This is a genomic window from Aquiflexum sp. (assembly GCF_041749095.1).
GTDB lineage: Bacteria > Bacteroidota > Bacteroidia > Cytophagales > Cyclobacteriaceae > Aquiflexum.
The window spans coordinates 1-9345 of sequence record NZ_JBGTCA010000566.1; the positions used below are offsets into that span (position 1 = coordinate 1).

Sequence of the window (9345 nt, forward strand, 5' to 3'; positions counted from 1 at the left end):
TCCCTACTTTCATGGACATCCCCTGGAATCCAATATGGGCCATATTGTGTTGCCCACAGGCATTCATACAGCCGGAGATTTTAATGGTCAGGTCTTTGTTTTTGAGGTACTGCGGATATTCAGCCAAAATGACTTTTTCCAGTTCCTTGGCAATACCTGTACTGCTTGCAATCCCAAGGTTACAGGTGTCTGTTCCCGGACAGGCAGTGATGTCTGCAAAACTATCGTAGCCTGCATCAGCCAAGCCTATTTTCTTCAATTCTTGATAGAAAAACGGCACTGCTCCAACCTGTACATCCCGGATGAGGATGTTTTGTCTCAAGGTAAAACGTACCTCATTTCCTGCATATTTGCTTACCAATTTTGCCAATTGTCTGGCCTGATCGGTATAAAAATCACCCAAGTGAACTTTCACTCCAATGGATACAAATCCATCCTGCTTTTGGGGAAGCACATTTGTCAGTTTCCATTGCTCATAGGCCAGATCCAAAGGCTCCTCAACCAAAGGAAATTCAGGCCGGGGAAGCCCTTTGGATTCTTCATAGGTCTGAGCGTCAATGGGATATTTTTTGTAAGGCAAAGCCTGTCTTTCTTCTTCGACCAATTTTAGGAATTCTTCGATCCCTAAATCATTGATCAAAAACTTCATCCTTGCTTTTAATCTTCTGGAACGTTCGCCATGTCTGTCAAATATTCTTAGAACTCCTTCAATAAAAGGAATCAATTCATCAGTTGGTAAAAACTCGGTAATCTGATCAGCATGTCTTGGCTGTGACCCCAAGCCTCCACCTAACAGGATTTTGAATCCTCTTATTTCCTTTCCGTCTTCGGTTTTTAATCGGGGGATAAATCCCAAATCGTGCAAATAGGTCAATGCAGTATCTTCTTCCGAGGCAGAGAAAGCCATTTTGAATTTTCTGCCCATTTCCTGGCAAACAGGATTTCTTAAAAAATATTTAAAAACCGCATCGGCATAGGGAGTCACATCAAATGGCTCCTTGGGATCCACACCGGCAGTTTCTGATGCTGTTACATTTCGGACAGTGTTGCCACAAGCTTCCCTTAAAGTCACATCGTCTTTTTCCAATTCCGCCCAAAGTGCCGGAGTCTCATCCAGGCTGACGTAATGGATCTGAATATCCTGCCGGGTAGTAATATGTAGCCTTCCTGTGGAATACTTATCTGAAACATCTGAAATACGTCTCAGCTGTTCCCCTGTGGTTTTTCCATAGGGCAACTTGATACGGATCATCTGAACCCCTGGCTGCCTTTGACCATAAACTCCCCGGGCAAGCCGGAGGCTACGGAATTTTTCCTCATCTATTTTTCCTTCTCTGAAAAGTGTGATTTTTCTTTCCAGCTCAAGTATGTCCTTTTCCACAATGGGATTTTCGATTTCCGTTCTGAAGCTTTGCATAATTTTAATCTTTGTCCCTACTGAGGGAATGTGGTGTTATGGTTGTCAATCTGTCGACATTTATTTGCCAGCAGTGAAATAAGGTTGAGATATACTTTGCGCAATATGCCTTCGGCGAAATAAATTGGCACCAATATGAGCTTGTTAGGCGGTCAGATGCTTTTTTTTATATTTCAATTTATTTCCACTTATTTCTATTTATTTCAGTTTTATTCAATAAACCCTACACTCACGGTATCATAGCTGCCTTCATCAATAAGGATAAAGCTGCCGTTGAATTTATTTTGGGTATAACTATCAAAGTGGATAGGTTTACTTAATCGTAAATTCACTTTTCCGATGTCATTAAGTTTCAGTTGCTGCGCAGGTTCTTCTCCCGAGAAGTCTGTATGGATGAGGGATTCGATGCTGTCAACTTTTGCCAAAACCCGGTTTACGCCGTGCTGAAGTGTAAATTTGTCACCAACCCTCAAAGGCTTGCTGTTGACCTGACAGATCGTTGCAGCTATTTGATTTTCAGATTTGGGAAGCTCATTTGATTTGACCAGCATATCTCCCCTACTGATATTTACCTCATCCTCCAGTGTTATGGTCAGAGAGGAACCAGGAGTAGCAACTTCATATTCCTGATCAAATAAACTGATGGATTTGATTTTGGATTGGGTTAAGGATGGCAGTACTGTCACCTCATCACCCACTTTTAGATTTCCTCCATACAGCACTCCTGAAAAACCCCTGAAGTCATGAAATGCTTCGGTTTTGGGACGGATGACATACTGAACGGGGAAGCGGGCAACGGAACTTTCCTGTAAATCCTCGGTTTCCAAAACCTCCAAATGATCCAATAAGGTGTTGCCCACAAACCATGGCATCAACTCGGATTGCCTGGCAATATTTTCTCCCTTTAAAGCCGAAATGGGAATAAAAGTAATTTGTTCTGTGTTGAAGTTACTTTTCTCCACTAGGGCTTCAAAGTCTGCTTTTATTTTGAGATAAACATCTTCATCATAGTCAACCAAATCCATTTTATTGATCGCCACTACAACATGGCTGATGCGTAGCAAGTTGCTGATAAAGAAGTGTCTATATGTTTGCTCAATAACACCTTTCCGGGCATCAATCAATATGATGGCAACCTGGGAAGTGGATGCGCCTGTCACCATGTTACGGGTATACTCGATATGGCCGGGAGTATCGGCAATGACAAAATTGGTTTTGGCCGTATTGAAGTAAATATGTGCTACATCAATTGTAATACCCTGTTCCCTTTCTGCTACAAGACCATCTGTTGCCAAAGAAAAATCCAGGTAATCAAAGCCACGCTGACGGCTGGTTCTTTCTATAGCTTCCAACTTATCAGTGGTCAGTGATTTCGTGTCATACAGCAACCTACCGATGAGGGTGCTTTTCCCATCATCCACCGAACCTGCTGTGGCTATTTTTATGAGTTTTTTACTTTCCATATTTTAGATATGAGACCTGAGACATAAGACGTGAGACTTGGTCTTTTCATCACTTTTAGCTGATATTTTTAATGCTACGAAGGCACGAAGACTTCTTGATTTTATTTCTAAGACTCTAAAAAGCAGTCTGAAGACTGCAAGTTTGTGGTCCAAGACTGAAGTCTTGAACCATCTGAGTCTTGGTACTTTATACTTTGTACTTTCAAATCAAAAATACCCAACCTTCTTCCTTTTCTCCATTGCTGCTTCAGACCTTTTGTCGTCAATTCTGGCACCTCTTTCTGAGATGGTAGAATCCCTGATTTCGGCAACCACGGCGTCTAAAGTCTCAGCTTCCGAGAGCACTGCTGCAGTACAGGTCATGTCCCCAACCGTTCTGAAACGGACCATTTTTTCAAATACCTCCTCGTGGTTTTCCCTGTACACATGTTCATTGGCTGTCCAGATCAGTCCATCACGGAAGAAGACCTCTCTTTTGTGCGCAAAGTATATGGAAGGTATTTCGATATTTTCTGTTTTGATATATTCCCAAACATCAAGTTCTGTCCAATTTGAAATAGGAAAAACACGGACATTCTGTCCTTGGTGAATCTTGCCATTGAGCATGTCAAAAAGCTCAGGGCGTTGGTTCTTTTCATCCCATTGTCCAAAGTCATCCCTCACGGAAAAAACCCTTTCCTTGGCCCTTGCTTTTTCTTCATCCCTTCTTGCACCGCCAATACATGCATCGAATTTGAATTCTTCTATCGCATCCAATAAGGTGGTAGTCTGTAAAGTGTTTCGGCTGGCATACCTGCCTCTTTCTTCAGTGACTTTACCTTGATCGATCGAATCCTGAACGTTTCTGACTATCAGTTCCAATCCCAATTCTGCCACCAATTGATCCCTAAACTTAATAGTCTCGGGAAAATTATGCCCTGTGTCAATGTGCAAAAGCGGAAAAGGAATCCTTGCCGGATAAAATGCCTTTTGGGCTAGCCTGACAAGAGTAATGGAATCTTTCCCTCCGGAAAATAATAGAACAGGTTTTTCAAACTGCGCCGCTACCTCTCTCAGGATATGAATTGATTCTGCTTCTTTCGGATTTGGTATTAGTAGGTTTGACATGGCAATTCTGATGTTTAATGTTTCAATTTCTTTTTACTTCATCATTCTACATTCATTATTCGATGTTCATTATTCAAATTTCGAATGATGAATGATGAATGATGAATTTCGAAGTCTTGCATCTTGTGTCTTGCATCTTGCGTCTTATCTCGCATGCAACCCACACTCCTTTTTTGACTCTTCCCACCACCATCTACCTGCCCGGGCATCTTCTCCAGTTGATATGGCTCTTGTGCAGGGCGCACAGCCAATGCTGACAAATCCACGGTCATGCAATGGGTTGTATGGAATTTTATTTTCTTTGATATAAGCAATCATTTGATCATAGGACCAGTCCAGCAAGGGATTGAATTTGATAATGTTGTTTCCTTCATCCCATTCAATTTTCCTCATCGAAGAACGGTTGGCACTCTGCTCAGCACGCAGCCCTGTGACCCAAATACTATTTCCTGCCAAAGCTCTTTTTAAAGGCTCCACTTTGCGGACATAGCAACAGGACTTTCTGTTTTCAACTGAATCATAAAAACCATTGATCCCTATTTTATCCACCAGATTTTCAACGGATTGCCTTTCAGGATATAAAATCTTTATTCTCATTTTGTATTTACTTTCTGTTCTTTCAATCAAGTCCAATGTTTCCGGAAAAAGTCTGCCTGTATCCAAAGAAAAAATATGGATAGGAAGGTTGTTATCTGCAATCAATTGGGTGATTACCTGATCTTCCTGTCCCAATGAAGTTGAAAAGACTACTTTTCCGGGAAAAAGATCTGACAAAAAGCCAAGAGCCTCTGCTGGACTTAGCTTTTCAACTTTTTCACTTAGTTTATGCAAATTCGTTTTTAGGCTCATCTTTTTCGACTTTTGTGGCACCTTCCCAGGCACGCTCGTGGAGATAATAAAGGGCTATTTTGGTGACTACTTCAATGGAACCGATAGACAGTGCCATCACCAATTGGCCTGTTACAAAAAATGAAATCACCATGGTGTCGATGGTACCGACAATTCTCCATGAGATGGATTTGACAAAACTCTTGACATTGGTGTCCTGACCTTTGTTGTTTACAAACCATTTTTTAAGAGGCTGATCTAGAATCATACATTATTTATTAATCTCAGAAACAAAAGTATATAAAACCTATAAATATTATAGGGTAAATGAGTAAAAAATTTTACTCTTTATCCAAAATATCTGATAAAGACTTGTTTTCCAATACATTAAGCATCTCGTCTCTGACCTGTATCATTACTTTGTTAAGACCACATTTGACTTCATTTTTACATTCCACACATGGTTCGTAATAATTGAGGCTCACACAGGGCAATAAGGCTATAGGTCCATCAAGCAAACGGATCACCTTAGAAAGCGGTACATCTTTGGGTTCTTTGATCAGGTAATAACCTCCGCCCTTTCCTTTCTTGCTACCAAGGATACCGGCTTTCTTTAACTCAAGTAGGATATTTTCTAAAAACTTATGGGAAATACCATATTCTTCGGATATATCCTGGATCAAAACAGTTTTTTGGTCTCTATGCTTGCCGAGGTAGGTCAGGGCGTGAAAAGCGTATTTGGTTTTTTTGGATAGCATAAGTACAAAAATAGAGGAAAAATCGGGATGGCAAAGGGTGGAAAATTGGAAGATTAAAAATTGGAAGAACTTGTCCGACGTGGCGGACAGGAAAATTAGCGGAATAGAGACTAGGTCCGTTTCGAACTCAGTTTTAGATACAGCCCTTTGGAGCTTTAACAACCCCAAAGATCTTTTACCAAAATTTTCCACAAAATAAAACTCATAATATTTAATCCCAATATTGATTTTACTATGTGATCTCCTAAATGTATGATGAGGCATTTATACTTCCTCTATGATTTTACTTAAAGTTTTGTTATATAAAAATGACCTTTAAGTACACCTTGACGTACCTAAAGGTCAATTAACTCATGGAATCATTTTGATTTAAATCTTGGAGGTTTTTTTCAAACCTCTAAGATTTAAATCAACTCCACACTTCTTTTCAAAAACTCTGTCAGGTCTTTACCTGTCAACATACCTTGAGACAATAAGGCCAAATCAAATGCTTGCTTTGCAAGTTTGCTTTGTTCTGCCTCATCTTCTGACTTGAGAAGCTTATCAACAACCGGATGATTTCCGTTGATGGCTACCTTGTAATGGTCAGGTATCGCTCCGTAGAAACTCATGCCGCCTCCCATCTGTGCCATGTCCTTCATCCTGCGCATAAATTCCTCCATGGTCACTGTCACAGGCATTTCCTCAGGGCTTAATCCTTCGACTTCCACGGTATAATCTTTATTGCTGATTGCTTTTTCAAAGATTTCTTTGACCTTAGTGGATTGTTCTTCTGTCAACAAGTTGGCATAAGTATCATCTTTTTGGATCAGTTTTTCTGCTACATCAGCATCCACCCGCTTAAGTTGGGTCTTCTCCTCTTTACCTTCCACATGTTGGATAAAGTGGCTGTCAATAGGAGAATCCATTACCAGGACATCATAATCTTTTTTGTTGGCAGATTGGATAAATCCATCCTGTTTGTTGACATCCGTGGCATAGAGATATACTGTCTGCTCATTTTTGTCTGTTTGAACAGCCTTGACTTTTTCTTTGTATTCCGGCAGGGTAAAAAATTCACCTTTGGTATTTTTCAGCAATGCGAAATCTTTGCCTTTTTCGGCAAATTTATCCTCGCTGATCATTCCGTATTTAACAAAGAGACCGATATCATTCCATTTCTCTTCATAGGCTTTTCTGTCTTTCTTGAAGAGTTCGCCCAATTTGTCAGCTACCTTTTTGGTAATATAACTGTTGATCTTTTTCACATTGCTGTCAGCTTGCAAAAAGCTCCTTGACACGTTCAAAGGAATATCTGGGGAATCAATTACACCGTGCAATAGCATCAGGAATTCAGGCACAATGTCTTTTACCTCATCCGTGATGAACACTTGACGGCTGAAAAGTTTGATCTTGTTTTTCTGGAATTCAAAATCGTTCTTGATCTTGGGGAAATACAACACTCCGGTCAGGTTGAATGGATAATCCACATTCAAATGAATCCAGAACAAGGGATCCTCACCCATAGGATACAATTGCTTATAAAAATCCAAATAATCCTCATCTTTCAGGTCATTGGGAGATTTGGTCCAGATAGGTGTGGTAGTGTTGATGATATTGTCCACTTCCACGGATTTCCATTTTTTCTTGCCTTCCTCATCTTCTCCATCCTCCACACTTTCAGATTTTGTTCCGAATTTGATGGGAACAGGAAGAAATTTACAGTATTTGTCCAAAATCCCCTGAAGCTTCCACTTGTCCAGAAATTCCTCTGAATCTGCATTGATAAATAGGGTTACTTCAGTTCCCCGCTCTGTTCTGTCACTTGGAGTGATTTCAAATTCAGTGCTACCATCACAGGTCCATTTGGCTGCCTCTGCACCTTCCTGATAGGAAAGGGTATTGATTTCCACTTTGTCAGCGACCATAAAGGCAGAGTAGAAACCCAAACCGAACTTGCCGATGATTTCATTGGCGTCTTTGGCATCCTTGAATTTCTCCACAAACTCGGCCGCTCCTGAGAAAGCAATTTGATTAATGTACTTTTTGATTTCTTCTGCCGTCATCCCCAAACCTCTGTCGGAAATGGTGATGGTTTTTTTGTCCTTGTCAAAGGCTACTTCTACCGTAATGTCACCAAGTTCCCCGGCATATTGGCCGAGTGTGGCAAGTCTTTTGATTTTTTGCGTGGCATCCACTGCGTTGGAAACCAATTCCCGGAGAAAAATCTCATTGTCAGAGTATAAAAACTTCTTGATGATCGGGAAAATATTCTCGGTATGTATCGAGATGGTACCTTTTTCCTGCATAGCTATCGTTAGTTTAAGTTAAATAACATTTGTAATGACACATCCTTATCAAGCGCTGTTCCAAACAGGCTTTGGTGTCATTTTGGCAGACCTTAAATGAAATACAATGGAAATATTTAAAAACACATTGAAATAGAATTGATTAGAAACGCATTACTGATTCGTCAAACTTCCAACCTCCTACTTCGTTCTTCATTCTTCGTTTTCACTTCCAACTCCCTTACTTCCCACTTCCAAACTTCCAAACTTCTTTCCCTATCTTTGTCCCATGCTCAAAGAAATTGCTGTACTTATCCAAAAAGAAATCACCCTTGAATGGCGTCAGAAGTATGCTCTGAACGGAATTCTTTTGTATGTAGTCTCAGCGGTTTTCATCACCTATCTTAGCGTGGGAGCAAAACTAGGCAATATTGATATTCCGACCTGGAATGCCTTGTATTGGATCATTATATTGTTTTCTTCAGTCAATGCTGTCGCAAAAAGCTTTGTTCAGGAACATCAGGGCAGACAGTTATATTACTATATGATCGCCTCACCCGAGTCCATCATCATATCTAAAATGATATACAATACCCTTTTGACCTTAATTTTAGCTCTGTTGGGGTATTTGGTGTTCATCATCATCCTTGGTAATCCTGTGGCAGATCAGGGATTGTTTTTATTAAATCTTATTTTGGGTGCAGTTGGTTTTTCGGCTTGTCTTACTATGGTTTCAGGAATTGCCTCCAAAGCCGGCAACAATGCCACCTTGATGGCTATTTTAAGTTTTCCGGTGATCATCCCCATTCTATTGATGGCCATTCGGGTTTCTAAAAATGCCATTGATGGTTTGGATTGGTCAGTAAGTGTGGATAAAATTGTAACCCTTCTGGCGATCAATGCGATTATTGCGGTGACAGCATATATTTTGTTTCCATATTTGTGGAGAAGCTAGGGGAGAGAGCTCGCAAAAAAATTTGATCCCGCGAAGACGCTAAGGCGCAAAGAAATTTTTTTAAAATTTAGAAGTAACATAATTTGTCTGTAATTTCTTAGAATTGAATCCTTCGGGTCATCATAATCAACTCATTAAAGAAATGATATAAAGGCATATTATAATTTAATTAACTTTTTTCTTTGTGCTTTTGTGTCTTTGTGGGAATTCTAAATCATTCCAAATTCTTTGCGCCTTAGCGTCTTTGCGGGAAACCTAACCCCTTTTATTTTTTTGCGCTTTAGCGCTTCCCGATACTCGGGACAAGTTTTGCGGGAAACCACCAACCTTACCCCAACTTATATTACAAAAAGCACAGGAATCAGGAACTTATGACTTATTTTTGCGATTGAGTTAGCAAAATCCCTGAAATGAAAAAAAGCTGGTGGAAAATCCTCACTATCGTCTTATTGGCATACACCATCACAGCAGGACTTCTCCTTGATGTACCTCGATTACCCATTCTCAACGAAACCATCCGGGCTTTATATTTCCATGTCACCATGTGGTT

The 9345-nt window shown here is 40.3% G+C and carries 8 protein-coding genes and 1 pseudogene; 2 read left to right on the forward strand and 7 right to left on the reverse strand.

Features of this window, described 5'->3' with window-relative positions; translation table 11 throughout:
• From ACEW8O_RS25220 to htpG, 7 genes are all read right to left on the reverse strand, one after another.
• On the reverse strand, window positions 1-1417 hold a 1417-nt coding region (locus ACEW8O_RS25220; protein ID WP_373497399.1), incomplete at its 3' end, for a nitrite/sulfite reductase.
• 209 nt (window positions 1418-1626) lie between these two features.
• Window positions 1627-2880, reverse strand: a complete 1254-nt coding sequence (locus ACEW8O_RS25225) for a sulfate adenylyltransferase subunit 1 (RefSeq protein ID WP_373497400.1) — start codon at window positions 2878-2880, stop codon at window positions 1627-1629.
• A gap of 207 nt (window positions 2881-3087) precedes the next feature.
• The gene (cysD, locus tag ACEW8O_RS25230; protein WP_373497401.1) at window positions 3088-3987 is read right to left on the reverse strand and encodes a sulfate adenylyltransferase subunit CysD; all 900 of its coding nucleotides are present in this window, start codon (window positions 3985-3987) and stop codon (window positions 3088-3090) included.
• A gap of 144 nt (window positions 3988-4131) precedes the next feature.
• Window positions 4132-4836 (reverse strand): phosphoadenylyl-sulfate reductase, encoded by a 705-nt coding sequence (locus ACEW8O_RS25235; protein ID WP_373497402.1) that lies wholly within the window; start codon window positions 4834-4836, stop codon window positions 4132-4134.
• On the reverse strand, window positions 4811-5083 hold the full coding sequence (locus ACEW8O_RS25240) for a DUF2061 domain-containing protein (RefSeq protein WP_373497403.1): 273 nt from the start codon (window positions 5081-5083) through the stop codon (window positions 4811-4813). Before ACEW8O_RS25240 ends, ACEW8O_RS25235 begins: the two co-directional genes overlap by 26 nt.
• A 73-nt stretch (window positions 5084-5156) precedes the next feature.
• On the reverse strand, window positions 5157-5573 hold the full coding sequence (locus ACEW8O_RS25245) for an Rrf2 family transcriptional regulator (protein WP_373497404.1): 417 nt from the start codon (window positions 5571-5573) through the stop codon (window positions 5157-5159).
• Between the two features lie 404 nt (window positions 5574-5977).
• Window positions 5978-7861: a molecular chaperone HtpG gene (htpG, locus tag ACEW8O_RS25250; protein WP_373497405.1), complete on the reverse strand. Its 1884-nt coding sequence runs from the start codon at window positions 7859-7861 to the stop codon at window positions 5978-5980.
• 268 nt (window positions 7862-8129) lie between these two features.
• On the opposite strand from htpG, the gene ACEW8O_RS25255 reads away from it, so the two are divergent.
• A complete protein-coding gene (locus ACEW8O_RS25255; RefSeq protein WP_373497406.1) occupies window positions 8130-8795 on the forward strand; it encodes a heme exporter protein CcmB in 666 nt (221 codons plus the stop codon).
• Window positions 8796-9205: 410 nt separating this feature from the next.
• Window positions 9206-9345: pseudogene (locus ACEW8O_RS25260) on the forward strand (ABC transporter permease); the annotation flags it as partial.